Source organism: Minwuia sp. IMCC3009, assembly GCF_029909415.1.
GTDB lineage: Bacteria > Pseudomonadota > Alphaproteobacteria > Minwuiales > Minwuiaceae > Minwuia.
In genome coordinates, this window is the sequence record NZ_CP123781.1 from 1,908,587 (window position 1) to 1,933,829 (window position 25,243).

Genomic DNA, 25,243 nt, shown 5'->3' on the forward strand with positions numbered 1-25,243 from the left:
GTCATCGGGAATGATGCGTCCAGTCATGCAAGGGGAGGCAGACAATGGCCGTGAATACAGAAACAAAGGGCCGCGTGCTCGTCATCACGCTGGACCGGCCGGAAGCACGCAACGCCGTGAACGGCGACGTGGCATCCGGGATCGAAGCCGCCATCGACAAGCTGGAGAATGATCCGGAGCTGTGGGTTGGCATCATCCAGTCCAGCGGCACGGTCTTCTGTGCCGGCGCGGACCTGAAGGAAGTCTCGGCAGGCAATGGGCGCGCGCTCTCGACCGAAAAGGGCGGTTTCGCCGGTCTGGTGAAGCGCGAACGCACCAAGCCCCTGATCGCCGCCGTCAATGGCGCGGCCGTCGCGGGTGGCTGCGAGATCGTGCTGTCCTGCGACATGGTCATCGCGGCAGAAGGTGCGCGCTTCGGCCTGCCGGAAGTGAAACGGTCACTCGCCGCGGCCGCCGGTGGCCTGTTCCGCCTGCCCCGCGCGGTGGGTATGGGTCCGGCAATGGAAATGATCCTGACCGGCGATCCGATCAGCGCTGACCGTGCCTACCAGCTTGGCCTCGTGAACCATGTGGTACCGCTCGATGGCCTGGCGCAGGCCGCGCTCGACCTGGCAGACCGCATCGTGGTCAATGCGCCGCTGGCTGTTCGCGCCAGCCGCGAGATTGCCGTGAACGCGCTGAAGCTGGACGATGCCGAACTCTGGAAGATGAGCGCCGCCGCCAGCAAGGCCATGTCGGAGACCGAGGACTTCAAGGAAGGCCCCCGCGCCTTCATCGAGAAGCGCGATCCGGTCTGGAAGGGCCGGTAGGCATTTCAGTGCCAGCCATGCCTGCTCGTAATGCAGGAAAAGGACGTCGAGGCCATGGCGGTGCAACGCGATGCAATGGACCTCCATGTCGCCCGCATCGACCCACGACGCGGAGAACTTTGTCCTGCTGACAGCGTGTAGCGGATCGGCAGCATGCCCGGAGGCGGTGGCTAATGCGGTGACGGCATCGCCCCGGCTTCCTCCAGCAGCCAGTCGCGGTAGAGCATCGCGCTCCTGTCGTCCAGTCTGTGCCGCTGATAGACGACATGAAAGCTCTTGCTGCTCCTGCGGCGGAAACCGAAAGGCTCGACAAGAAGACCGTCCCGAATCTCCTCGTCGACCAGACAGCGTATGCCGATGGCAACGCCGATACCTTCCAGCGCAGCCTGGAATGCCAGGTTCTGGGTCTCGAAGGTCAGACCCTGATCGGTTTCGATGCAACCGAGCGCGTTCCAGAGATCCGCATCGTCACGTGTATCGGCATAGCTCCGCAGCCAGTTCCGCCAGGCACCCGGCAGCGCCGTCGCATGAACCAGCGTCTTTCCCGCCAGTGCACGCACGAGTTCGGGAGGTGTTTCCAGTCCCCTGAAGAGATCGGGTCGCGAAACCGGACAGATGTCGATGTCGAGAAGATGATCACTGACCAGGCCCTTGGATGATCGGGCGGGCACTGTGTTTGGACCAAGCTGGATTGCCAGATCGACCGTCCGTTCCGCGTGCAGGTCAATGTCGGTCAACGTGGTGGCGATCTGCACTTCGATGTCCGGATGCCGGTCGAAGAATCGCACCCAGCGGGGCATTAGCCAGCGTGCGGCAAATGTCGGGTAGCAGGAAATCGTCAGCCGACGTTTCGCCCCCCGATCCCGCAACCGACGCGTCGCATCCGCAACTGCACCCAGCGGCCCTTCGACTTCACGAAGGAGATCAGCCCCCTCGGCAGTCAGTTCAAGTCCACCGGATGTGCGCCGGAACAACACTGTCCCGACATGCTCCTCCAGTTTCTGGACCAGTCGGCTTACCGCTCCGGGCGTCACGTTGAGCTCAATGGCAGCTTTCGTAAAACTCAATTGCTGCCCTGCCACGACAAAGCTCTTCAGCGCATTCAGTGGAGGAAAATCGCTCATTCGGACCCCAGGACTCTGGCCTTCAGATCGACAAACTATGAGAAAAACTCAAATTTCTCCACGATAAAGTCGTTTGCTCCCAAGGCTCCCTCGCCTGACGATCCATACGAAACCTCGATCAGGGAGAAGCCCGATGGTTCTTCACGACCCACAACTTGCCGCAAACAGCCAGTCCCGGTCGGCGTCAACGCCTACCGGCTCCGACCATGTCGGCGGCGACAGCCGCGGGGCGAACTTCTTCGCCATCGACCATGCACTCCAGGATCTGCTGGGCCTCTACCTCACGGATGAGGAGCGGCAGCACTTCTGGCCGCACTTCGATCAACTTGGAGCGTTGGCTGGCAACGAACTCGATGAATGGGCGACACTCTCCGACAAGACGCCTCCCAAACTGCACAATCGGGACCGCTTCGGTCGGGACCGGCAGTGGATCGAGTACCATCCGGCCTACGAACGAATGGTGGAAGTCGGCTTCCATCAGTTCGGAATTCATGCAGCGCCGCACCGGCCGATCCTGGGCTGGAAGACCGGTGTATCTCCGGTCGTGAAGTTCGCCCTGCATTACTTGTTCTCGCAGGCCGAGTTCGGCCTGATGTGCCCCCTTGCCGTGACCGAGCTCGCGGCGATGCTTGTCCTGAAGTACGGCTCCGATGAGCTGAAGAGCAAGTATGGCGAGCGCATGATCTCGCTTGATCCTGCCGAGCTGTTGCAGGGCGCGCAGTTCATGACCGAAAAGGCCGGTGGCTCCGATGTCGGCGCGAACGAATTGTGTGCAAGGCAGGAAGACGGGGTCTGGCGGCTCTATGGAGAGAAGTGGTTCTGCTCGAACCCCGACTGCGGGGTCGCTGTCCTGCTGGCGCGATGTGAAGGGGACGGGCCCGGTACGGCAGGACTGACTGCCTTTGTCGTTCCGCGTGATCTGGATGACGGCTCCCGCAACAGCTACCGGATCGTGCGCCTGAAGGACAAGCTTGGAAGCCGGTCCCTGGCAAGCGGCGAGATCGTCTACGAAGGGGCCGTCGCGCATGTCCTTGGTGAGCGGCGGCAAGGCATCAAGATCCTTCTCGACCAGGTCAACATGTCTCGCCTCTCGCATGGCATGCGGGCAGCAGCCACCATGCGGCGGGCCCTGAACGAGGCGCTTGCCTTTGGCCGCTCGCGGAAGCTGTTCGGGAAAGCCGCCCTCGAGCAGCCGCTGTTTCGTCGCCAGATCATGCAGTTGCTCGTACCCACCGAGGCAGCCCTTTCGACGTCGCTCTACGGCGGCAATCTCCTGGCTAAGGCCGAGGGAGGCTCCAACGACGCGACGCTGCTGCTCCGCATCGTCACCCCTGTGATCAAGATGCGCAGCAATCGGGACAATGTGCGTGCATGCGCGAAGGCAATCGAGGTGCGCGGTGGCAATGGTGTCATCGAGGACTGGGTGAACGCGCGGTTGCTGCGGGATTCCTTCGTTCCGGTGCTGTGGGAAGGGACAAGCGTCGTCAATGCCCTCGATGTCGTGCAGCGTGCTGTCGCGAAGTCACGGGCGCATGAGCTTTTCAGAGCGGAACTCCACCGCCTGATCGATGAGATCGAGACCCTGCCGGACCATTTTCTTGAACGGCTGCGCAACGTTGCGGACGAGGTGACGGAATATGTGCAGGCCGTGGCCGAGAACCCCGACAACGAACGTTACGCCCGTCTGGCGACAAGCCTGCTTTATCATGCATTGAGCGCGGTCCTGCTCGCCTGGGAGGGTGACAGGCTCGGCCGTGACGGGGGTGACGCACGGCGCGCCCTCATCTCGCGGATGATCCTGGAACATCACCTGGCGCCGCATCACCCGACGGCTCCGCCAAGGCAGCAGGACTGGGAGAATGCGGCGGAACACCTGCTGCTCCGTGACGGGACGGTCGAGTTGAAGGATGTGATCCCTCTGCTCGGCTGAGGGTGGCCTCAGCAACCATGCCTTTCAGGCAATGCCCGGCGACGTGTCGGGGCCTGGACCCGGAGTCCCCCCGCCTTCGTTCCGGATAACAGTCCGAGGCGGTTCAGGCTCCGTCGTCCGGGTTCCAGGCAGACTGGTCATCGAAGGTCAGCAGGGCCGGGTTCATCGTGTCCCATGCGGGCCGGGAGCGGGCGAAGACAACGACTTCGGGCGTGAAGGCGGACGGATCGTCCAGCGTGCCGAGAGCGATGGTGACATGCCCGGTCGTGCCGTCGTTGCGTCCGAATATCCCGCTGCCACAGGTCGGACAGAACGACCGGACGACGCGGGTTCCGTTGTCGGACGTGATTGTGAACGCGCTCAGGTCGCCGCTGATCCTGAACCGGTCCACGGGGAACATGGCCCCGGTCGAATGCCCTGCCCCGCCACTGCGCTGGCAATCCCGGCAGTGGCAGTGGGCCACGATCGCCGGCGCACCGGCCACGCTGTAGCGCACGGCACCGCAGAGGCAACCGCCGGAATGTAACTGATCGCGTCCGCCCCCGGCTGTCATGGACCAGCCCTCACACCGACGCGTTGTTGCGGACAAAGGTCAGGAACGGCAACCGACCGACATGCCAGGCGCAGACGCCATAGCCGACCAGGAAGGTCACCAGCGAGGCCACGAAGTAGCCGTATCCGTAGTAGGGAAATCCGAGTTCCATCGTCACCCAGGTGAACAGGCCGTTGGTCAGCAGGTAGAGCACCTGCACCCCCAGCATGACCTTGCGCAGATCGAAGTAGGCCAGCACGATTCCGACGAACATCAGCAGTACATGGAACAGGGCGCCCAGCACACCGAAGCGGAAGACGCCCAGTTGCAGCGCCGGAATGCCCACCGCCTCGAACAGTGGGCCGGCAACCAGGATGGCGGTCACACACAGGCAGAACTGCAGCACGATCACGTTTCGGGACGCGGCCAGCAGGGCGTCGATCAGGTTCTTGTGGTTTTCCTCGATCCGCTCGTAGTTCGCGTGATGCTCGATGTCGCGATAGAACCGCTGGTAATGCTCGAAGAAGCGCGTCTCGATATTGACGATGAACACCGCCATCGCCGGAACGATGGTCAGATAGGCCAGGAACATGGCGCCGTCATAGATCGGGTAGGAAACGAACCCGCTTTCCAGCACCTCGCGTTCCGGCGCGCACCACATCACCCACTTGTCGACCCAGATCGCCAGATTGTAGATCAGCCCGGCCAGCGCCAGATCCCAGTACTTGCGGAAATAGGCAAGGAACGCGAACGGGCGCGTGATGCGATAGGGATATTCGGCAAACACCCGGGCAACCAGGGCGAAGAAGATCAGGCCCAAACCGAAGTTGAAACCGACGAGAATGCCGAAGGCACCGAAATCGGCGGCAAGGAACAGCCCCATTCCACCGCCGGACATCATGCCGATGAAGAACGCCAGGGTGATGGAGCGATAGTCCTTCAGCGCTGTCAGGAAGACATTCACCATCCAGATGGCGGTGACGAGGAAGTAGTTCATCAGCGCCCCGGCGATGATCAGCGGCGGCACATCGACCACGAAGAAATAGAACGGAACGACGATGAATGCCTGTGTGGTCAGCAGCATGAACAGCGCCGCGACCAGCATCCCCGGAGCCTCGACGACCGCCTTCTTGTAGATCATGTCGGCCAGGTATCGGGTCGCGACCAGCAGGATCGGCCCGGAGAAGGCCAGGCTGAAGGCAAAGTTGTAGATCAGCACGATGCGGAAGGAGATCAGCTCCTCCAGATCGGTGAAATAGATCCCGAAGAGATTGATCGACCCCACAGCCAGGATCGTGAACAGCCACGGCCCCGACGAGACGATCGTCGAATGCGCATAGCCCTGCACGATACCAAGCAGGTCATCGCGATCCGTCAGACGGCGCAGGGCAAATCCGATACCGGCCATCAGGCGGCCTCCTGCTCGGCGCGCTTCACGCGTTCGTCCGGGGACATGGTCTCATAGGCAATGAAGGTCTCGTAGAGCTCGTGGTAGATCCGGTCGATCTCCAGCTTGTTGTAGTACTTGCGGACACGTTCCTTGATCGCCTTCCGGGCGCTGGCCATGTAGGCCGGATCCTTGATCAGTGCCGCAAGCTCCTTCGCTGTCTCCGCCGGGTTGGATAGTGGCGTGATGGCCCCGCCCGTACCCAGCGGCGGATCCTCGTGCGGCATGCCGAACAGCATGTCGCGACAGGCGCCGACGTCAGTTGAAACCGTCGGAATTCCTGCCGCACCACCCTCCAGAATGACAAGCGGCTGCGCCTCCGAGATGGAGGTCAGGACCATGACATCCACCTGGCCCAGGTACTCGGTCAACTGAACGCGACCGGTGAAGATGAAATTCTCCTTCAGGTCCAGATGATCGACCATCTGCTGACACTCGCGGTAGTAATCCACGTCCTCGTCCGTGGGCCCCATCATCAGGGCCTTGATGTCGGGAACCTCCCGCCGCAGCAGGGCAACCGCGCGGATGTAGGTCTTCACGTCCTTGATGGGGACGACACGCCCGATCAGGGCGATCGTCGGCCGGTCGTTCGGTGTCCGCTCCACCTTGGAATACTTCTCGTAATCGACACCATTCGGGATGATGCGCAACAGTTCCTCTGCCGCGCCGTCGCGCCGCTGCAGGTCCTGATTGCCCGTATAGAGCGTGATGATCTGATCGCAGGCCTGATAGCAGCAACGGCTGTAGGCCACGAAGGTATCGATCCAGAGGTCCTTCAGGTCACGTTTCGGCTTCTCCAGCCCGAGGCTGCCGCCCGGTGCCTCATAGAGCCAGTCGGCCATGGCGATCTCGATCCGGCGTTCATTGGTGTAGATGCCATGCTCGGTCAGCAGCACCGGCCGTCCGGTCTCCAGCTTCGCCCGCGCGGCGAACAGACCCGCATAACCGGTGGAAACGGTGTGGAACACCTTCGCCTCCGGCATCGGCGACAGCAGGATGTTGAACAGCCCCCCCAGCAGGGACCGCCAGGTCCAGAAGTAATCGAGGAACGAACTCTCCGGCATGTCCTGGCGGTACATGCGCAGCAGCATCTGCCAGGCTGGCTCGGAGTTCAGCAGGGTGTCACGCCCGAACGCCTTTCGGTTCGGCGCAAGGGTCTTCAGCAGGTGGGCGACATCCTTCAGGTCACCTGCCGCCTGCATGGATTTCAGCGCCGGTTCCATGTCGCTCAGATGCTGCTTCAACCGTCTGATCCTGCCACTGCCTGACGGCATCTTCTGCAGGAACACGTGATTGATGCCCCGGACATTGTCCGGCACCTCGTAGCGACGCTCCGGTGGCTTCTCGCCCGGCATCAGGCTGACGATATGGAAGGTCAGATCGCTCTGCGCACCCACCAGGTCATGCACCCAGCTCGACACGCCGCCCGCCACATAGGGGTAGGTGCCTTCCAGAACCAGGCACACGTCCACAGGTTCGAAATGATCAACGCGCGCCATCGGGTACCAGTGCCTCCCCTGTCATCATGGCTTCGCGCGCGGCATCAGTCGGCGTGTCCGTTGTCGAACTGATGGCATCTCCCTCCGGCGGGTGCATCTGCCGCTCGGCCTCTTCCAGTTCCCTTGTCGGGTCCACGCCCTGCCAGGCCATGATAACGTCGCGCAGGCGATCATTGATCGTCGGATCGGCCAGCAGATCATCCCCAAATCCCGCAACGGCGTACCGCAGCCGGTCGAAATCACCCAGGCGGAAGACCGTTTCCATGTACCAGGCCAGTTCGCTGGGGCGCAGGATACCCTTGGCGAAACCAGCCTCGAACCAGCGTGCGGCTTCTTCCAGCCGGTCTGTCCGCACCATAAGCCGGCCAACCCCCAGCAGCGCATCCGCAAGTGTCGGCTCCAGATCCAGCGCCCTGCGATACCCCTCCTCGGCCTTGCGGCGGTTCTCCGCCTGCCGGTCACCATCAAGAATGCCGCTGAAGGCATACTTGTCGAAATGGCGGGCGACCTCCAGTTGGGCCGCATAGTCACCGGAAGCAGCCCTGGCCGCCTGCTCCAGCTCCATCGCCCGCTCCAGGAAGTCGTTCTCGATGCTTGCGGCGGCCGTTGCCGCCTGCACCCGCACCGCCGGATTGCTGTCGGAAAGGGCTGATTGCAGCGCCGGGGCGAATTCCGGCTTGAAGTCGCGGGTCAGCAGGGAGATCACCGCCCGCTTCTGCTCGATGGAGCCATATTGCAGGACATCTGTGAAGGAGGTGACATTCTGCTGCTTCGCCGAGTCGGCCAGTCCACGGGTCAGCATCTCGTAGAGCTTCTCGGAGGGCTCGTCGAAATGATCGGGAAACAGGGACGCATACCACTCCTCGAACGGTGTCGCGTTCCTGCGGAAATGGACATGCAGCAGCATTGCCATCATGGTGCCAAGGGGCCCGAAGATGCCGAGGAAGGTCGTCGCGACGAACACCAGCACCAGATAGCGGGAGTGGCCGCCGTTGGGTCGCACCTTCCATGCAGCAAACCCCAGCAGAACCGCTGCCAGGGCGTGCATCACCGCCGCAATCCAGGCCGGACCGAGGCGCGCATAGAGAAAGTACAGAATGCCTGCCTCGGCAATGGTCGCCAGAAGGGCAATTCCCAGAATGGAGAGGGTCGCATGATCACTGCCGCCGACCGATGCCTTGCGACGCTCACGCTCGACCTCGATCCGTTCCAGTTCCGCCTCAAGAGCCGCATCGGAAAGTGCCGCACCGCTCATCCCCGGCCTGCCCTGAGGATCGGCGTGTCCGGGGTGGTCCCGGCGTCACGCTCGGTGGGTGTGGTATAGATCGCCTTGGCGGTCGCGGTGATCTTCACCTCCTCCACCCTGGCCACTTCCAGATAGTGCATCACGGCACTGGCAATGCTCTCGGCCACCGTTGCGCCATCCGTTTCGGCGTTGACGGTAGGCAGGATGAGCGCGAACTCGCGCCCGTTCTGCTTGTACTCGAAAGCCTGCACCATGGGCGACATATGCTGCTCGACAACATCACGCAGGGCCTTGATCACCGCATGGCGGCGGTTCTCGTGCAACACGTCCAGCCCCTCTGCCTTCAGCTGCACCGCAGTCACGTCGATCCCCAGGTTCTCGCCCAGGATCTTCATGAACCGCGAATGCTGGCGATAGACGGTGTCGCTCAACAGTGTCCGGTCATCATTGAAGTACATGTTGCCCTGCGCCTTCCGGAAGCGACGGGCGTTGGCGAAGGCCGTGCCGACCCATTCGCTGAGAATGCGGAAGTTCTCCAGTGAGGAAACATGCAGGTCCAGGAAGCCCAGCTTCTCGATCTTCAGCATGCCGACGACTTCGCCGGTATCGACGGACGTCAGAGGCCCGGCGAGAATGCCCTCCCCCGCCAGCAGCCGCTCATCGACCGTGTTGACGACGGACATGATGTGGCGGCGGCCCACCACTTCCTGAAAGATCGCGGTCGAGGAATCGAACACCCGCGCGTAGGTATCGTCGTCGTCCCACCCGTCATTGGTCACGGCCTCCAGTACGCTGCCGTTCAGCAGATAGAGCGAGAACTTGGTCGGCTGCATGACCGCGCGGACCAGATCGGCAATACCGATCAGGACCTCACCGGGGCCGAGCTTCTCGATGGCCTTCGCCGCCTGGTAGAGCGTGAACACCGTCTTGAGCTGGCCCGCGACACGGACTTCCAGATGTTCCTTGGTATGAAGCAGCTGCTCATAGGCGGAGGTAAGCACCTGCTCGCGTTCCGATGTCTCGCTCAATTGCCGGGCGAGCTGCTGATTGCGCTGGCGCAGCCGCTCTCGCAGCAGGCCCACCATCAGGGCAACGATCAGCCAGAGCAGTGGCTCGGCGGCATACTGCCAGGCAATCAGGTAGTCCTCGTTGTTGAAGGAGGTGAAATCGCCGCCGATGGCATCGCTTATGGCCACATCCAGACCATTGTCGATGGCATCTTCCAGAATGGGCCCGATCAGGCGGGACCCGACCGACAGGATGGAGGAAAGGAAGGCGGCAACCAGCCCCTCGAAGACGCCGTACTGGACCGAGATCAGGATGACCGGAATCCAGTAGGGATTCGGATTGACCGTCGCGAAGCCATTGATGCCGCCGATCAGATAGTCGATGCCCACGAGCAGCATCATGATCAGCGCGATTTCCAGATAGGCGACACCCTGTGCCGACTTCAGGAACATGGATTCCTGCTTCACGATCGTGCGTGCGGCCTCTTCCTCACCAAAACCCAGCAGCTGTCTGGCCTGTTCGGACTGCATGATCAGAACCTGACCAGCAGATGGCCGCCGAAGCGCGTGAAGACCGCGTCATCGCCACGGCCCGAAACCCGGGAATGCCCGGCGCGCAGGCCGAGTTGCGAATCCTCGGTGATTTCCCAGAACAGCTCGCCACCGATGCTGGGACCGATCCCGTCACCGATCCGGTCCGCCGACAGGCTGAGGAAGGTGTTGTAGCGGAAGTCGGAGCCGATCGCGTCACCCAGTGAAATGTCCAGCGAGTGGAACTCGGTATCGGTCAGGGGCAATGGATTGAATGCGTTGCCATTGGCGTCGCGTCGCGTCTCGACAGCGCCGACATAGCGCCCGCTGATCGTGTACCCGACGGTCAGGTCCGCCGCGTCCCAGGGCACCCGATAACGCAGGGCGCCGCCAATATCGAAGGACGTTGCAGCAGTGTCGATGGTGTCGATACCGAAGCGGTTCAGGCTTGCCTCCGCCTCGGCGAACCAGCGGCGGCTGAGTTGATGCTCGTGCCGCAGACCGATGGCGTCCTGCAGCGCATCATCGACGATGCCCTCAACCAGTTCCCAGTAAGAGCGATGCAGGGTCAGGCGCAGCGTGGTCCTGGTCTGCGGCGTCCGATAGTCGTAGCGCAGCGCGGCCCCCGGAGAACCGGCACCCGCGAGCAGGGTCCCCTCCAGGTCATGCCCCGGTGCGAGTTCAACGGCGCCATAGACCTCACCGCGCTGATGCATCTCGCTGACAGCTTCCGTGACGCCGCTGGCACGCAGCACCTGATCGTCATCCAGCCAGCGATTCTCGACGCGGACGCCGAACTCCGTGGTCATTGACGTGATGACCCGACCACTGCCTACGGTGATCCACTGGGTATCACCGCCCTCCACGAACTGGATATCGCTGTCGAGGCGAAGCTGTGAACCGTGCTCCCGGTCCAGTGAACGCCGGGCCGAAGCCAGTTCGCGCCGGTTCGGGTCCAGATTGAGCGCCCTGTCATAGAGGCTGACCGCGCGGCGCCATGAGCCTACGCTTTCCTCCAGGGTCGCAAGCTCGACCAGCACATCCGCATTGTCGGGTGCGGTCTGCTGCAGGTCCTGCAGATCGGAACGGGCAGCATCCGTCTTGCCCTGCCGCGCCTTCAGCCGTGCGCGCAGGACATCCAGCCGAAGGTCCTCTGCCGACCTGGCGTCGGCTGACGCTCCGCCCGCCTCCGTCAGCGTGATCCGTGTCACCGCGCCCTCGTGCCCGAGCCCGAAGTTCACCGGGCGCGTGGCAACGATGAGCATGCTGTCGTAGCCGACGGAGACACTGCTGAGCCAGCCGGGCAACTGCTCCGCGATCCCGTCCGCGACGCTGCTGTCAATCGGCTCAGCGAACCGGAGCAGCAATTCGCTCTCACTTGCCTCCGGTTCGATCGTCACCGTCTTGGGCCAGAAAAACTGGATGTCGACACCCGCCGGGCCGGACGAAACCTCGACGCGCGGCTGCAGGACAAGTTCCGTCACGGTGGTGGTGCTCTGTTCGACGGTCGCGCTGGAAACCTCCGGCCGGACGTTCGGTCCCTTGAGCCTGAGCAGTTTCAGGGCGCGTTCCGCCGCCGCGTCTAGACGCCGCTGAACTGCCGGATCGCGGTTCGGAACCGGAGCCGGAGCCGGAACGGCCGGCACACGCGCTGTCGAAGATCCCCCCGGGGGCACCAGAACAACCGATCGGTCGCGTGTGGCGTCCTGCTTTGCCCTGCCCGGCGGCTGCAGGTTCAGTGCGGCTGTCGCTCCACCGGCCGCTGTCGTGCCGTCCAGCCGTGCGGGACGGGCCGTGATCTCCACCGCCAGGACGTTGCCGTCGATCTGAACGGCAAACTCGGCGTCCTGCCGTGTCGTGATGGCAATGGAGCGCGCGCGCTTGTCAACTCCGACAACCCAGTTGGCCAGCCGCTGTCGCAAGGCGCCGACGAACGGGCTGTTGAACTCCTGATCAAACCGCAGGACCAACTGCCGGTCGCTGCGGTCGATCTCGGCATGGAAAGGACCGGGCCAGGAAAACTCGAGCCGTGCCATGGGTCCCAGATCGGCCGAAAGCACGCGTACCAGCGGCGCATCGACGGCTGCGGACTGGCCGATGCCGCTGGTGACCGGCGACATGATCAGCGCAAGCACCAGCAGGGCGCGGGACAGCATTGTCCCCGCCCTTCCCGTCCCGTCGCGAGCCGCCGACATCCTACGCACGCAAGCCAAACCCCCGGATCGTTTCCCATGTGCAAATTGCACAATAGACCAACTGATCTCCAGATTAATGCAAGTTGATGACCAGCAAGCTAACGCTTCTGGCGCCGGAAGTGGTTGAAATAAAACAACACACGCCCGTTATGGCACAATGGCGGCTTCCCCTCAGACGCCTGATGCGCGACGGCTCGCGACGCTGTCGAGCCAGTTGCCATAGAATGCCCGACCATCCTGCTGCCAGTGCGCCACCGGTTGGGCGGTGTCATCATCGTCGGGATAGTAGTTCAGCGGCAGCTCTATCGCCGCACCGGATTTCTTGTCGCGATCGTACTCTCGCTTCAGGGTATCGGCGTCATATTCGAAGTGATTGAGCATGTAGACGCAGCCCTTCGCCGGGTCCTCGAGCAGACAGATCCCCGCCTCGGCGCTTTCCGCCAGAACCACCAGACCCGTGTCAGCCGGCAGATCCTCCCGACGGGTTTCGGAATGTCGGGACACTGGAACCGCGAAGGGCCTGCTGACGCCACGCAGCACCGATCCTTCATCCAGTACTGCATGAGAAAAAACGCCGAACCTCTTGGCACTCAATACGTGTTTCGGCATTCCGTAATAGTGCTTCAACGCGGCCTGTGCGCCCCAGCAGATGCTGAACACACCCAGGTGACGCTGTCCGATCCAGTCCAGGATCTGTTCCATCTCCGACCAGTAGGGCACCTCTTCAAAGGGCACCTGCTCGACAGGCGCACCTGTGATGATCAACCCGTCGAAGCGGAATTCCCGCACCTCCGCGAAGCTGCGATAGAACTTCCTCAGATGGTCCACCGGGGTATTCGCGGACCGGTAGTCTGGCTGACGCACGCGGTCCATGTAGGCGCTGGTGGCAAACAGCACGACCGCCACGTCGTGGGTCTCATGCGCCAGCATGCGGATGAGCTGCACCTCGGTCGCGATCTTGTCCGGCATCAGGTTCAGGATGCCGATGCGAAGCGCGCTGTCAGGTGCCGCATCAGGCGTGGCGACCTCCGCCACCGACAGGCCCTCCTGGCGCAATTGCGCCAGACAGGGCAATCCTTCGGGCAGGAACAGTGTCATTTCGAAACGCTCCCCGCCGGTTCAGGCCGCGGCCCGGACGCGACGGTCAATCGCGTCCGCGACCAGATTGATCACGTCATCATGATCACGGACCCCGGCAACATCCGCAGCCTCGACCACATAGCCATATCTGTCCGCGATGGCCTGGTAGCGGGGGATGCGATGCTGCCACAGCTTCGGAAACACCCACTTCACGAAATCATCCGGATCGATGTCCGCCACCTGCTCGACGGGTGCGGCAGGCAGGCCGCGCTCCTCCCGATACTCGGGGATCACGGAGCGCAGGAAGTCGTCGCGATAGAACAGTGGTTTCGGATTGCGCATCGCCGCCGCCTGGATCCGGTTGTAGTCCGCCTCCCCCGCGCGGATGTAGAGCAGCAACGTATGCTCGGCCAGCGCATGCAGTACCGGATCCTCCTGGCTGCCCGAAGGATCCACGATCTCGCAGATGCTGCCGGACGCATCATTGATGAAATTCGGGTAGCCGTAGATATCCAGCGCCTTGCGCATGAAACGGGCGACATCATGCATGGAGCTGATCTCGCCCTGTTCATGCAGGTCCTGGCGCTCACGGAAGTCGGCATAGCTCAGGCCGCCTTCCTCCATCCCATCCGGTGCCGGTCGCCCGATCTTGCCCAGAAAGGTCGAGATCGGGTCCAGGTTCTGGACGGTGATGTTGGAGCAGATGTAGATCGAGTCCGACAGCAGCAGGTTCCGCAGGAACGGGACCTGCATCGCCTGACGCTTGATGTTGTCGAGAATGTCCTCTTCCAGATACTTCGTCCCGATCCGGTAATCCGCCGAATAGTGGAACCAGAGATCGGTCGGCAGGCGTTCCGCCAGCATCGTCTTGCCGACACCCGACATGCCGAGCAGCGTGATCGACTTGTGCGCCGCGCGGCGGAACGCATCGCCGGATTCGTAGAACATCAGACAACTCCAGAAGTCAGAAAGACCGAAAGGCTCAGAGCCCCTCCACCGCGATGAAGGAGCCATCGGCAGCGCCCTCACGCTCCTTCTTCGCCGCCTGATATTCCGGCGAGTTGTACCAGGTCTTCGCGGCCTCCAGCGAGGCGAAGCGCAGGACCACCACACGGTGGGTTTCGGCCGGTCCCTCCAGCGTCACGGTCTCCCCGCCCCTGGCGACATACTCTCCCTGGTACTTGGCGATCGTCGCGGGCGCGAGCGCCTTGTAATTCTCGTACTTGGCCGGATCGGTGACATTAACTCTGGCAATGACGAACGCGCTCATGGACTTGGCTCCCCGGTTGATGTGAATTGTTCCACTCGGATCATTGGCAGACAGTTATGGGGGAGGAAGCCATGGAATGGAAGTTCTCGACGATAGAGAAAATGGGACGCATCGCGATCGTTCGCTTCGATCGCGGTGTCGCGGCCAATCCGCTGTCGCTGGAGGCCATGCAGGAACTGACCGCGATCGCGAAGCACTTCGATGAGGATCTGGAGACATCCGTCATCGTGCTGACGGGCCGGGAAGACAATTTCTCCATGGGTTTCGATCTCAAGGACCCCCATTCCGTGGCCATGCGCACGGCTCCGCTGCAGAAGCGGCGGAAGCTGCTGCAGACCGGCCCGCGCATGTGCAAGGCCTGGGAGGATCTGGAGCAGATGACGATCTGCGCCATCGAGGGCTGGTGCGTCGGGGGCGGAGTCGCGCTGGCCGTGTCGCTGGACCTGCGTGTCATGGCGGAAGGCTCGACGCTCTATGTCTCGGAGATCGAGCGGGGCATGAACATGAGCTGGAATTCGGTCCCGCGCTTCGTGAACCTGTGCGGCCCGGCAAAATCGAAGCGCGTGGTTGTCATGGCAGAACGCGTAGGGGCGGATCGGGCGCTCGACTGGGGTCTGGCGGACGAAGTCGCGCCGAAGGGCGAAGCCCTGGCCGAATCCATGAAGATGGCCGAACGCATCGCGTCACTGCCGCCGGTGCAGGTGCGCATGTGCAAGCGCGACGTGGACGTGGCCGCCAAGGCGCTGAACCATGCCGTCAGCTTCATGGACCTGGACCAGTACGCCCTCAGCCAGACATCCAACGACTATCAGGAGGGCGTTGACTCGTTCCTGGAGAAACGCCCGCCGAACTGGACAGGCAGTTGATCAGGCGCGGGCCGCATGCACCAGCATCCGGCCCGCGTCCGCCTGAGCCTCAGCCTGCTGCTGCCTGGCTCGGCAGTGGTCCGGCTTCCCGTTCGACGAACATCTTCAGGTCATGTTCATCGGCAACCTTGCTGTCGTTCTCCAGCATCTCCTCGGTATTCACATCCGCGAACTGGATCGCCCCCATCTCGGCAAAGGCGCTCTGGACCCGCGGACCCCAGAGACCGATATCCTTGACGATGGGCACGACGCGGCTGAACAGGCGCTGGCGGAACTGGGCCATGTGCTGTGATTCCATCACTGCAGCGGCGCACTCCCTGGCAGGCAGACCAAGCTGTTCCCAGACTTCCATCTGGTTGAAGCGGTCGCGCATGTGGTAGCAGGCCTCGACGACGAACTCTTCCCGCTCGTCCCGCTCCGACTGGGTCAGTTCCGGATAGAAGTCCCGCAGCGACAGACGGCCGAACGCAACGTGGCGCGCCTCGTCCTGCATGACATAGGCGTTGACGGCCGCGGCCAGCGGATTGGTCGAATAGTCCCGGATACGCTGGAACGCAGCCAGCGCCAGCCCTTCGATCAGGACCTGCATGGTCAGATAGGTCATGTCCCAGCGGCTGTCGGTCAGCCCCTGCTCCAGCAGCGTCTTCAGGCCCGGGGTCATCGGATAGGCCAGTTCCATCTTCTCGTGCAGCAGCCGGTTGTAGGCTTCCACATGCCGGGCCTCGTCCATCACCTGTGTTGCGGCGTAGAACTTGGCATCCAGATGCGGCACCGTCGCCACGATCTTGGAGGTGGCGATCAGGGCACCCTGCTCCCCGTGCAGGAACTGGGAGATCTGCGCGGCCTGCTGATGGATGCGGGTCTGCGTCTTTTCCTTGTCCGTCATCCGGTTCCAGATGTCGGTCCCGTAGATCGGAACGATCCGGTCATCGATCTCCATCGGGTTCTCGGGATCCAGGTCTATCGACCAGTCGATGCGCTCGGCGGCGTCCCACTGCTGCTTCTTTCCCTTGTCGTAGAGCTGCAGCAGCTTCTCGCGCTCGTCATCATACTCCCAGACAAATGCGATCTCGGTTTTGCCATCAAAATTCCAGCCAGTGCTCTCCACCGGCAGGACATAGCGGTCGATTGTTGTCATCTGCTCTCTCCCTTGTTCCTGTTTGACAAACATGAAAGTGAATTCATATTCACTTGTCAAGGAATACCTGTTCTGGCAAGAATCAGGGCGCAGTTCCCGCTCCGGCCATCCGGCTGATGCGCGCGAAACCGGTGCCTCAGCGAACGGGGCTGGAGTGAGGCCGCACGATGGGCTACGGCAACACGAATGAACATGGTGGGAAGTCATGAGCGCCTCTGACCCGGAAGAAAACGACGCACGTGTCATGCCCGTCCGACAGCAACGGTCGATGGCGCGCCAGCAGGCCATCCTGCGGGCGGGACGGAGCCTGTTGCAGAACGTGCCGTTCGACACCCTGCGCATGGAACAGATCGCGACAGAGGCCGGATGTTCCGTCGGGACGCTCTATCAGCGTTTCAAGGACAAGGATGCCCTGCTGGATGTCATTCTGGAGGAGGTCGTCGCCGAGCTGGACGACCTGGTGACCGAGGAACTGTCGCCTTCCCGTTTCAAGGACCTGTCCGCCCAGGTCGGGATCTGGCACGTCGTTTCTGTCGCGCACGGTTTCCTGCATGCCAATCAGGGCCTGCTGCGCGCGATCACGGCCCGGCAGCTTCGTCAGCCGGACGCGATTTCCGTGCTGCAGCAGGCCGGCGCTCGTGTCGTCCGGGTCAGCTTTGAGTCCCTGTCCGAATGCAGCGACAATTTCCGCGAGACAGTCGAGAAGCGGACCTACCAATTCGCCCTGCAGATGGTGATCGGCACCCTGAACAACGCGATCATCAACCGGCCGGGTCCTTACCAGATCGGCGATTCGGCTCTCGTCGACCAGTTGACCCTGGCCGTCTGCCGCATCACCGGACTGCCTGTATCGCGGCCCTGAGGCTTCGGCATCGGCCCGAGGCGACTCTACCGGTCGTTGACCGGCGGTTCGAAGGTCTCGAGCTGCTGGTTCGGATCCACCGGTTCCAGGAACATGCGCCGCAGGATACCTGGCGCCAGCGCCGAGAGCGGGTTCACGGTAATGGTCGGCCTGGCCGCCGGACCTTCGATCAGGTAGGTCACGCCGAAGATGCCGTCATCGCCGCCCAGGATTGTCCCGATCAGCGGTATCGCCCCCAGCACCCGGGTCAGCGAATAGGCGGGTATGACGTTGCCAACCAACCGGATTTCCTCTGTTTCCCGGTCGACATAGCCATCGGCCGTGATCCCGAGTGCTGGACCGGTGGCCCGCGCGCCGCTGAAGCTCAACCGCGCACCGTCATAGCGAAACGGAACATCGGCCCGCACGAATCCCAGCCCTTCCCCCGACATGGCCTGGCCGATCCCGGTCAGGGAGGCGAGGGAAAGCAGGCGTGCGGCTGTGGGAGTCTCCGTCAGGCGGAAACTGTCTATCCCCAGCAAGCCCGTGGCCTGCCCGTCCGGGGCGATGCTTGCCGTGATCTGCAGCTTGCCCCCCCGCAAGGCATCGGTGAGGTCCAGCGCGGAGAGCATGGCGCCCGCATCACCACTCTCGACCAGCAGATCCCTGGTCCCCACGCCGCCCGCCGTGCCGGGCTGTTTCGGCGTCACGGAAACCGAAAGCGGCTCCGTTCCCCCGACCAGCCCGCTGGTCTCAAGCCGCGCGAGATGACCATCAACCAGAGAGAGTTGTCCGCTGGCGCTGGTGATCGTCAGCGCTGGATCAAGCCGCAGGCTGCCAAACGTGAAAGCCGCCTCGAGGTTCAGTTCGGACGGCTCATCCGATGATGATTCCCGAGTGATGCCGACGAAGGGTTCCGCATTCAGTGACTCCGCCGCGATATCCAGTCCCCAGGCCGACCCGTCAAGGCGGCGAAGCTGTCCGGACAGGCGATCATCCCCCAACTGCAGCAGCTCGATCTCCAGATTCTCCAGGCCGCCTGCCAGCGAGCCGGAAACCGCACCCCGGAACGTCAGATCAGGGGCGGACACTTCCACCGCATCCAGACGTATGACGTTGGATGGGGTACGAAATACCTGGAACGCGGCCTCGGCTGGTGCGCCGGGCATCTTCCGCCAGACGCCGCCCGGTGGCTCCAGTCCCGTCTGGACGAGATCAAGGTTCACCGTTGCGGCAATGACGCCATCATCCTTGATGTGTATGTCGGAGCGCAGACCAACCGCGCCAGTGATCCAGTCCGGCACTTCAAGGCCAAGTCGCGTGAACGAGGCGCGGTCCATGCGGCCCCCGACGCTGAAATGCTGTCCGAAACCGTCATCCGGCCGGAACTCCTGGATCCAGCGCAATGCCAATGGCACATCGTTCAGTTCACCGGCTCCCTCCACGGCCAGACGTTCCGCATCGACACGAAGCGCCAGCGCATCAGCCGTGAACCGCATGCCGCCATACAGTCCTTCCGCCGTGACATTCCGCACATGGGATGCGGCTGCAATGCTGATCTCTTCCAGCTTCGTGTCCGACGAGACGGGCAGCGAAAGGCGTACCCGGGTGGCGGCTTCGCCAGTCATGCCGGAAACATCCGGCGCACCGCCGACGGAGCGGGCCAAGGCACCACGGACGGAAGCCGCCACGGACGCGGCAATTGTCCCCTCCCCCACGAACTCCGTCGTCAGCAGCGGTGCGGCCTTGCCGAAGTCGTCAATGCTCAGGACGCCATCGGACAGTTTCAGACCGGCGCTCCGGCCCTGATCCATCGATACCTTCAGGGTCCGCCCGGTGACCGCCACCGCGCCCTTGCCGCCCGTAATGTCGTCATAGGGTTCGTAGAGGGCGACGCGCGCGTCCCGGAACTTCAACTGGACGTCCAGCGACGCATCAGGCGGCACCTGCAGCGACCAGTGCTCCGGTCGCATGTCCAGGTGCGCCCGGACCTGATCGGCGCGACCGCCAAGCAGATGTGCCTCGATCCATTTCCTTGCGTTGGCGGCGCGATCCACGGGCCAGTAGGCCGGAATCAGCACCACGGGCAGATCATCGCCCTCGATCACGATATCAAGGTCAGGGCCAGCATCGGTTATCGCGACCCGCCCGCTGGCCTGGGCCTGCACGACACCTGAATCATAGTCGAGCCGGTCGACTGACAGGACCAGCGAAGTCGGATCGAAGACACCTTTCAGTTCGGCTCTGGTGACCGGCACCGGCGCGGCAAGAATGCCGGGCAAGGCGATCTGGCCGCGACCGGCAGTCAGTTCCAGCCGGATCTTCTCGGCAGTGCCCTCGGCATTCACCTGGACGGAAACACGCCCCGAAACCGGAAACTGGAACCCCAGCAATGGTTTCGGGCCCGACAGGGCCTCCGACATTTCGGGGATCGAGAATGGTTCGAAGTCGATGTTGGCCAGCGTGAATCCGGTCTCCCGGTTGATGATGAGTCCGACATCGAGCGGCAGTTCCAACCGTCCCGCCTCCAGAACCATCTGTCCCTCGACGAGGACTGAACGGGACGCGGCGCTGATGGAGATGCTGTCAACGCGCAGCAGGAAGAACCGGTTCCGGGCGACATCGTTCAGGACAATCTGACTGTCCCGGAGCACGATACGGCTGAGCCGCGAGAACGGCCCGGTGTCACCGTCCCCCGGTGCGAACAACTCATCCAGCAAGTCATTCATCGGACGCAGGGCGCTGTCTGCTTCCCCGTCATCACTGTCCGTACCCGCCAGTCCGAGTTCGAGGCCGCCATCGACCTTGCGCCGAACATCGAGCATCAGCCCCCGCAGCTTGACGGTCCGCAGTCTCACTTGGCCCTGCAGCAGGGAAGCACCATCGAACGACAGCGCGGCCTCGGGCACGCTTGCGACCTGGGTGCCATCTGCCGAGGTCAGGCCGGCGTCCAGAACCTCAAGATCCAGCGCGCCTGACTCCCCGTCCCAGACGACCTGCACGCTGGTGAAATGCAGGGTATTGCCGTTCGGCAGTTCGCCGATGCGTTCCTGCAGCCAGGGAGTCATGAAACCAAGTGCGACCGGTCCTTCGGACAGACGCCAGGCCGCGACGATACCGGCGGCTGTGCTGACCGCGAAGACGGCACCGAGCAGTGCCATCAGCAGCATGCCGAGACGGCCCGCAATACCGCGTTTGCGGGTACCGCGACGACGCGTACGCCTGCCTTGACCGGACCGCGCGTGGCGCTCAGGGTTGGTGGGACGGTCGTGTGGACCCGATTGTTCCAGCTCAGGAATCTGACTTGACCTCTTTTGCCGACAGCATCATCGAAAAGCCACTGGTGGACAATGCCGACGCCGTCGCACGTTCGCGCGAGAAATGGCTGTCTGCGGGCACGTCTGACGGTGGTGTGACAGCCGAGGACCGGCAGAACGTCATCGGACATCCGCACATGGGTGAACTGCTGGATGGCATCTTTGGCAACAGCCCCTACCTGACCGCCCTGATTCACCGGGAGGCGGATCTGCCGGTGTCCCTGTTGCAGGTCCCCGTCGAGACCCTGCTGGAATCCGAGATGCGACAGCTGGAGAGTTGCTGGTCGGACCCGGCCTCCTTCCGACAGATGGCGGGAAGCCTGCGCCGTATCAAGCGCCGGATCGCATTATTGATCGCCATGGCCGACACCGGCGGTGTCTGGACAGTCGAACAGGTGACGCAGGCCCTCAGCAACTTCGCTGATGGCGCGGTTCGGAGTGCGCTGCGATTCCTGCTCAGGCAGGCCGAAGCCGAAGGCCACATGAAGCTGGCCAATGCCGATGACCCGGCTGAAGGGTCAGGACTGTTCGTCATCGCAATGGGCAAGATGGGTGCCGGTGAGCTCAACTATTCCAGCGACATCGACCTGATCGTCCTGTTCGACGAACAGGCGGCTCACGCCCGCGCACTCGAAGCCCCCCGGGAGTTCTATCCGCGCATGATCCGGAAGCTCGTCCAGCTCATGCAGGAACGCACACCGGAGGGGTACGTGTTCCGCACCGATCTGCGGCTGCGCCCGGACCCGGCGGCCTCCCCGCTCGCACTATCGTCGGAGGCGGCGATTCTCTATTACGAGACACTGGCCCAGAACTGGGAACGCGCGGCGATGATCAAGGCACGCATCGCCGCCGGAGATCTGGTCGCGGGCGCAGGCTTCATGGAGGAGATCGACGCCTTCATCTGGCGTCGCAACCTCGATTATGCGGCAATCGCCGACATCCAGTCGATCAAGCGCCAGATTCATGCCCACAAGGGCCATGACCGGATCACCGTCGCCGGTCATGACATCAAGGTCGGGCGTGGCGGCATTCGGGAGATCGAGTTCTTCGCCCAGACGCAGCAGCTGATCTTCGGGGGCCGGGATCCGAGCCTGCGCAACCGCAGGACAATCGAGGCCCTGCACCTGCTGGTGGCAGCCGAGCGTCTGGAGCCGGATGTGGCGGAGGAAATGGCACAGGCATACCGCTTCCTGCGGCGCATCGAACATCGCCTGCAGATGCTCGATGACAGTCAGACGCAGGTGCTGCCGAAATCCGATGAGGCGCTGCGGCGGCTCGCCCGCTTCTCCGGCTTCGCTGACGCGGATGCCTTTGCCGAAGCGCTGACCGCGCAACTGACCCTGGTCCATGATCACTATGCCGACCTGTTCGCGGAGGCCCCGAGCCTGGCGGCAGATCGCGGCAACCTGGTCTTCACCGGCACCGATCTGGATCCGGGTACGGTCGAGACGCTGAAACAGATGGGGTTCCAGTCACCCGAAGGGATCATCGAGACCATCAAGGGCTGGCATGCGGGCCGGTACCGGGCCACCCGGACCTCCCGCGCGCGCCAGTTGATGAACGATCTGGTCCCGGCGCTGCTGAAGGCGATTGCCGCCACGGCCAATCCCGATGCGGCCCTGCGACGCTTCGACAGTTTCCTGAAGCAACTGCCGGCCGGCATCCAGTTCATGTCGCTGCTGCATGCCAATCCGGGACTGCTGCGTCTGCTGGCCCGAATCATGGGAACCGCGCCGGGGCTGGCTGAAACACTCAGCCGCAAGGTGCACCTGCTCGACAGTCTGCTGGAACCCGGCGACGACGATCTGCTGGACCCGCAGGCCGCGCTGGATCGGATTGCCGTCGAGCAGTCCCATGCCGAGGATCACGAGGGTGAACTGGACGCCGTCAGGCGTTTCGCGAACGAACGGAAGTTCCGCATCGGTGTCGACCTGCTGGAGGGGCGGATCGGCGCCCATGTGGCGGGCGAGGGACTCAGCCTCACCGCCGATACCGTTCTGCAGGACCTGCTGCCCCGTGTCATCCGGCAGGTCGCGGTGCGCCACGGCACCGTCGCACCCGCCGGCATGGCCGTGATCGCAATGGGCAAGCTGGGGGGCCAGGAACTCGCGTTCGGGTCCGACCTGGATCTCGTCTTTGTCTATGACGACGGGCAGGACGTGCAAAGCTCGGACGGGGACAGCCCCCTGTCGATCGGCCCATGGTTCACCCGCGTCAGTCAGCGCTACATCACCGCCATCTCCAGCCTGACGTCGGAGGGGATGCTGTACGAAGTCGACATGCGGCTGCGCCCGTCCGGCAATTCCGGCGCCGTCGCGGTCCCGCTTTCCGCCTACGCCAGCTACATGCGGCAGGATGCCTGGATATGGGAACTGATGGCGGCGACGCGGGCGCGGGTCATCACCGGCCCCGAGTCGCTGGTGTGCGACCTGAACCGCGTCCTGCATGAAGTGGTGACGCGGGAACAGGATGCGGACGAGTTGCGCAACAGGGTCCGGGACATGCGGGCACGGATCATGGCGCACCACGGCACCCGCGATATCTGGGGCGTGAAACATGTTCGCGGCGGGCTCGTCGACCTGGAGTTCATGGTGCAGTACCTGATCCTGGCCAATGCCCACCGCCATCCCGGGATCGTCAGTGGCAATGTCGCGACCGCGCTGAAGCGGCTGGGCGCGCACGACCTGCTGGACGGGGCGGATACCGGGTCACTGATCCAGGCCCATGCCGATCTGCAGGGGACCCAGTCCCTGCTGCGGCTCTGCTTCAGCGGCAAGTTCACCGAAGAAGCAGCCTCACCGGATTTCCGCAACCTGCTCGCCCGTCTCATGGGAACGGAATCATTCGACGGTGTGCGCGAAAGGCTGGTTGAAACCCAGACGCTGATCAGTGACGTATATGATCGGATTGTCGGTCGGGACTGAGCCGGACCGGCACGCATTCAGACTGCGGCGACACCCGTTTCGCCGCCACAACGACGGGAGAATCGAAGAACATGACTGACAGGGTCGATACAGGCGACAAGGCACCGGGGTTCAGCATGCCGACCGACAGCGGCGGCACGGCAAGCCTTGATACAATGGGCGGCAAGGCTGTTGTCCTCTACTTCTATCCGCGCGACGACACACCGGGCTGCACCAAGGAAGCGATTGCCTTCACGGGCCTGATCGGCGACTTCCGCGCTGCGGGCGCTGAGGTCATCGGCGTCTCGAAGGATACCGTCGCGAAGCACGACAAGTTCAAGGCCAAGTACGAACTGGATGTGGTGCTGGCCGCCGACGAGGATGGATCGGTCTGCGAGGCCTATGGCGTCTGGGTCGAGAAGAGCATGTACGGCAAGAAGTCGATGGGTATCGAGCGTTCGACATTCCTGATCGGCGCTGATGGCAAGATTGCCAGGACCTGGCGCAAGGTGAAGGTGCCGGGCCATGCGGAGGAAGTGCTGGAGGCCGTGAAGGCCCTTTGACCCCTCCCATTCCCGAAACCATGACGGCGGCGGCGGCGGCGATCCTCTCCATCCCTGACGCGGTGGAGAAGGCCGGGGCGGCGCGCCGCCTTCATGCCGACTGGCAGGCGGGACGCTTCGCTGTACCTGGTCAGCCGGATGCCCCACGGCGTCCGGCCCGACCGGCCCGCCCGGAACTGCTGCCGCCCCGCGAGATGCCGCGACGGCGCAAGGGCGGCACCCGCGCCACCCGTATTGCGCTGATCCACGCCATCGCGCACATCGAACTCAATGCAATCGATCTGGCGGTCGATCTGGTGGCACGCTTCGCCTCCCCGACCCTGCCCCGGCGATTCTTCGACGACTGGCTGCAGGTCGCGGATGACGAGGCCCGGCATTTCCTGATGCTGCAACAGCGCCTGCGTGATCTGGAAGCTGACTATGGCGACCTGCCGGCTCACGACGGTCTGTGGGAAGCGGCAATGGATACGTCCCACGATCTCGTGGCCCGGCTGGCCGTTGCGCACATGGTACTGGAAGCGCGCGGACTGGATGTGACACCGGCCATGATCGATCGGATGCGGCGGCTGGGGGATGAGGAGACCGCGCAGGTCCTGTCCGTCATCTACCGTGACGAGATCACGCATGTGGCCACGGCGACACGCTGGTACGGCGCACTGACCGGACTTGCCGGGGCGGAACTGGAACAGCACTGGCACGCGCAGGTGCGCGCCGGTTTCCGGGGAAAGCTGAAGCGTCCCTTCAACGAGTCCGCGCGACGTGAAGCCGGCATGGAGCCGGACATGTATGAGCCCCTGGCCGATCCCCTGCCCGGCATTGATGCATGATCGACACTGTCAATTGTTTTTTGTCGTTGAACTGATCGTCTGATTTGCGTTTTATCCAGATCATTCCGGCATCAGGGTGGCTTGGCCGGACAACATGATTGATCGTCGGACCGTTGCA

Annotated in this window: 19 protein-coding genes; 7 read left to right on the plus strand and 12 right to left on the minus strand. The window is 63.2% G+C overall.

What is annotated here, in order from left to right:
- Positions 1-44 precede the first annotated feature (44 nt).
- Complete coding sequence (locus QGV55_RS08970) at positions 45-809, plus strand: crotonase/enoyl-CoA hydratase family protein (RefSeq protein WP_281017160.1); 765 nt, start codon at positions 45-47, stop codon at positions 807-809.
- 170 nt (positions 810-979) lie between these two features.
- On the opposite strand, the gene QGV55_RS08975 is transcribed toward QGV55_RS08970, so the two are convergent.
- On the minus strand, positions 980-1,933 hold the full coding sequence (locus tag QGV55_RS08975) for a LysR substrate-binding domain-containing protein (protein WP_281017159.1): 954 nt from the start codon (positions 1,931-1,933) through the stop codon (positions 980-982).
- Positions 1,934-2,066: 133 nt separating this feature from the next.
- Between QGV55_RS08975 and QGV55_RS08980 the strand changes: the two genes are divergently transcribed.
- The gene (locus QGV55_RS08980) at positions 2,067-3,863 is read left to right on the plus strand and encodes an acyl-CoA dehydrogenase family protein (protein WP_281017158.1); all 1,797 of its coding nucleotides are present in this window, start codon (positions 2,067-2,069) and stop codon (positions 3,861-3,863) included.
- A 103-nt stretch (positions 3,864-3,966) separates the two neighbouring features.
- Here the strand turns inward: QGV55_RS08980 and QGV55_RS08985 are convergent, their stop codons facing one another.
- The 9 genes from QGV55_RS08985 to QGV55_RS09025 form a co-directional block, all read right to left on the minus strand.
- Entirely contained in the window at positions 3,967-4,416 is a 450-nt protein-coding gene (locus QGV55_RS08985) for a GFA family protein (protein WP_281017157.1), read from the minus strand.
- A gap of 10 nt (positions 4,417-4,426) precedes the next feature.
- Positions 4,427-5,803 carry an exopolysaccharide Pel transporter PelG gene (pelG, locus tag QGV55_RS08990; protein ID WP_281017156.1) on the minus strand — a complete coding sequence of 459 codons (1,377 nt, stop codon included), beginning with the start codon at positions 5,801-5,803 and terminating at the stop codon, positions 4,427-4,429.
- Positions 5,803-7,341 (minus strand): GT4 family glycosyltransferase PelF, encoded by a 1,539-nt coding sequence (gene pelF, locus QGV55_RS08995; protein WP_281017155.1) that lies wholly within the window; start codon positions 7,339-7,341, stop codon positions 5,803-5,805. The genes pelG and pelF overlap by 1 nt, the downstream gene beginning before the upstream one ends.
- The gene (locus QGV55_RS09000; protein WP_281017154.1) at positions 7,328-8,596 is read right to left on the minus strand and encodes a hypothetical protein; all 1,269 of its coding nucleotides are present in this window, start codon (positions 8,594-8,596) and stop codon (positions 7,328-7,330) included. Before QGV55_RS09000 ends, pelF begins: the two co-directional genes overlap by 14 nt.
- Positions 8,593-10,125 carry a GAF domain-containing protein gene (locus tag QGV55_RS09005; RefSeq protein WP_281017153.1) on the minus strand — a complete coding sequence of 511 codons (1,533 nt, stop codon included), beginning with the start codon at positions 10,123-10,125 and terminating at the stop codon, positions 8,593-8,595. Before QGV55_RS09005 ends, QGV55_RS09000 begins: the two co-directional genes overlap by 4 nt.
- A gap of 2 nt (positions 10,126-10,127) precedes the next feature.
- Complete coding sequence (locus tag QGV55_RS09010; RefSeq protein WP_281017152.1) at positions 10,128-12,281, minus strand: tetratricopeptide repeat protein; 2,154 nt, start codon at positions 12,279-12,281, stop codon at positions 10,128-10,130.
- Between the two features lie 210 nt (positions 12,282-12,491).
- Positions 12,492-13,418 (minus strand): homoserine O-succinyltransferase, encoded by a 927-nt coding sequence (locus QGV55_RS09015; protein ID WP_281017151.1) that lies wholly within the window; start codon positions 13,416-13,418, stop codon positions 12,492-12,494.
- Between the two features lie 21 nt (positions 13,419-13,439).
- Positions 13,440-14,348 (minus strand): hypothetical protein, encoded by a 909-nt coding sequence (locus tag QGV55_RS09020; protein WP_281017150.1) that lies wholly within the window; start codon positions 14,346-14,348, stop codon positions 13,440-13,442.
- Positions 14,349-14,382: 34 nt separating this feature from the next.
- Positions 14,383-14,670: a DUF1330 domain-containing protein gene (locus QGV55_RS09025; RefSeq protein WP_281017149.1), complete on the minus strand. Its 288-nt coding sequence runs from the start codon at positions 14,668-14,670 to the stop codon at positions 14,383-14,385.
- Positions 14,671-14,741: 71 nt separating this feature from the next.
- Between QGV55_RS09025 and QGV55_RS09030 the strand changes: the two genes are divergently transcribed.
- Positions 14,742-15,536, plus strand: coding sequence for an enoyl-CoA hydratase/isomerase family protein (locus QGV55_RS09030; protein WP_281017148.1), 795 nt, complete (start codon positions 14,742-14,744; stop codon positions 15,534-15,536).
- Positions 15,537-15,585: 49 nt separating this feature from the next.
- Here QGV55_RS09030 and QGV55_RS09035 read toward each other — a convergent pair whose 3' ends face one another.
- Positions 15,586-16,674 carry a ferritin-like domain-containing protein gene (locus QGV55_RS09035; protein ID WP_281017147.1) on the minus strand — a complete coding sequence of 363 codons (1,089 nt, stop codon included), beginning with the start codon at positions 16,672-16,674 and terminating at the stop codon, positions 15,586-15,588.
- A 205-nt stretch (positions 16,675-16,879) separates the two neighbouring features.
- Between QGV55_RS09035 and QGV55_RS09040 the strand changes: the two genes are divergently transcribed.
- Positions 16,880-17,536: a TetR/AcrR family transcriptional regulator gene (locus tag QGV55_RS09040; RefSeq protein ID WP_281017146.1), complete on the plus strand. Its 657-nt coding sequence runs from the start codon at positions 16,880-16,882 to the stop codon at positions 17,534-17,536.
- A gap of 26 nt (positions 17,537-17,562) precedes the next feature.
- Here the strand turns inward: QGV55_RS09040 and QGV55_RS09045 are convergent, their stop codons facing one another.
- On the minus strand, positions 17,563-20,676 hold the full coding sequence (locus QGV55_RS09045; RefSeq protein WP_281017145.1) for a DUF3971 domain-containing protein: 3,114 nt from the start codon (positions 20,674-20,676) through the stop codon (positions 17,563-17,565).
- Between the two features lie 143 nt (positions 20,677-20,819).
- Between QGV55_RS09045 and QGV55_RS09050 the strand changes: the two genes are divergently transcribed.
- From QGV55_RS09050 to QGV55_RS09060, 3 genes are all read left to right on the plus strand, one after another.
- Positions 20,820-23,756, plus strand: a complete 2,937-nt coding sequence (locus QGV55_RS09050; RefSeq protein ID WP_281017144.1) for a bifunctional [glutamine synthetase] adenylyltransferase/[glutamine synthetase]-adenylyl-L-tyrosine phosphorylase — start codon at positions 20,820-20,822, stop codon at positions 23,754-23,756.
- Between the two features lie 71 nt (positions 23,757-23,827).
- Complete coding sequence (locus QGV55_RS09055) at positions 23,828-24,298, plus strand: peroxiredoxin (protein WP_281017143.1); 471 nt, start codon at positions 23,828-23,830, stop codon at positions 24,296-24,298.
- The gene (locus QGV55_RS09060) at positions 24,295-25,125 is read left to right on the plus strand and encodes a ferritin-like domain-containing protein (RefSeq protein WP_281017142.1); all 831 of its coding nucleotides are present in this window, start codon (positions 24,295-24,297) and stop codon (positions 25,123-25,125) included. Before QGV55_RS09055 ends, QGV55_RS09060 begins: the two co-directional genes overlap by 4 nt.
- Positions 25,126-25,243: the final 118 nt, after the last annotated feature.